This window comes from Mesorhizobium sp. M7A.F.Ca.CA.002.04.1.1 (assembly GCF_004022805.1).
GTDB classification, from domain to species: domain Bacteria; phylum Pseudomonadota; class Alphaproteobacteria; order Rhizobiales; family Rhizobiaceae; genus Mesorhizobium; species Mesorhizobium ciceri.
Genome location: NZ_RZPL01001048.1, coordinates 1 through 1,340, shown reverse-complemented (window position 1 = coordinate 1,340; position 1,340 = coordinate 1). Strand labels below are relative to the sequence as shown.

The following is a 1,340-nucleotide window of genomic DNA, read 5'->3' as shown; positions in this document are numbered from 1 at the left end:
ATGCCGCTCTGCGCCGGGCGGTTACACCCGAAATGGTATCCTATCTTTCGGAAGAGTTGGCCGACAATGCCCAGAAAGGTCTCAGGAACGAGGTGACTGATATCACCTTGCTGCAGGCCGACATCGCGGAAAGCTGGCGCGAGGATGAGCGCGACTACGCCACAGCCGCCTTGCGCTACGAATCTCGTGACGTGACGCGCGAACGGGCCAGCGGCAAAATCGTCGCGGGCGACGATGATCATCCGACAGAGACGACCGAGCTGTGGACTTTCGTGCGTGAGAATGGATCGAACTGGAAGCTCTCGGCAATACAACAGGCTTGAGCCTCGGGCGATTTTTGTGGGCGTTCAGCGCACGATCTTGACGCACATCGGCGTGCCGATCTCGATGGCGCGCCCGGTGTCGGTCAGTATGCCGCTGTCGGCGTCGCGGGCGAAGATCGAAATGCGGTCGCCATTCTGGTTGGCGGAAAACAGATGGCCGCCTGACGGCGTCAGCGCCAGGTTACGCGGGGTCGCGCCGCCGCAAGGGATATAGCTGACGAGGCTGAGCGACCCTGTCTGCTGGTCGACCGCCATGATGACGACGCTGTCATGGCCGCGGTTGGAGCCGTAGACAAAACGGCCATCCGGTGAGATCTGGATATCGGCGCAGTGGTTGCTGTCGCGTGCCTCGGCCGGCACCGCCGGCTTTGCGTCGATGATCGAGAGCTTGCCGGTGGCTTCGTCCAGCGCCATCGACACGATGGTCGAATCCAGTTCGTTCATGACGAAGACGAAGCGTCCGTTCGGATGCAGTGCGAGGTGGCGTGGACCGGCGCCGGATGGCAAAGCGGATTCGGTTAGCTTGGCCAGATTGCCCTCGCGCTCGATCCGGTAAGACACCAGCCGGTCGATGCCGAGGTCGGCGACGATGGCTGTTCCCCCGCCGATGGTTTCGGTGACGCTGTGCGCATGCGAGCGTTCCTGCCGCGCCACATTCGGGCCGCTGCCCTCATGCGAAACGCTGGCGAGCGGCGCCGACAAGGCGCCGTTCTCTTCGAAGCCATAGACAGCCACCGCGCGATCCGGGCCGCCCTCGCCCATGCCGTAATTGGCGACCAGCAGTTTTGTCCCGTCGCGGGTGATGGTGTTGTGGGCGGCTATGCTGCCGAGCGACGGTTGCTTGTTCAGATAAATGAGCGTCCCCGAAGCTCGATCGAAGCTGTAAGCTGAGACGGTGCCCTCGCGCCAGGTGAACACTTCCGAGTTGGCGTAGATCCGCGAGCCGTCCGGTGTCACCGAGAGGAAGGTCGGATTGTCGACGTCGTTGGTCTCGGCCAGTTTTCGTGTTTCCAGCGT

2 protein-coding genes are annotated in these 1,340 nt (G+C 62.7%); one reads left to right on the top strand and one right to left on the bottom strand.

Going from position 1 to position 1,340, the window contains the following annotated elements; all coding sequences use genetic code 11:
• A partial coding sequence (locus ENZ75_RS31960) for a TIM44-like domain-containing protein (protein ID WP_164888181.1) occupies nt 1-323 on the top strand: 323 nt, incomplete at its 5' end.
• A 24-nt stretch (nt 324-347) separates the two neighbouring features.
• On the opposite strand, the gene ENZ75_RS31955 is transcribed toward ENZ75_RS31960, so the two are convergent.
• Nucleotides 348-1,340: lactonase family protein (locus tag ENZ75_RS31955; protein WP_164888180.1), on the bottom strand; the 993-nt coding region annotated here is incomplete at its 5' end.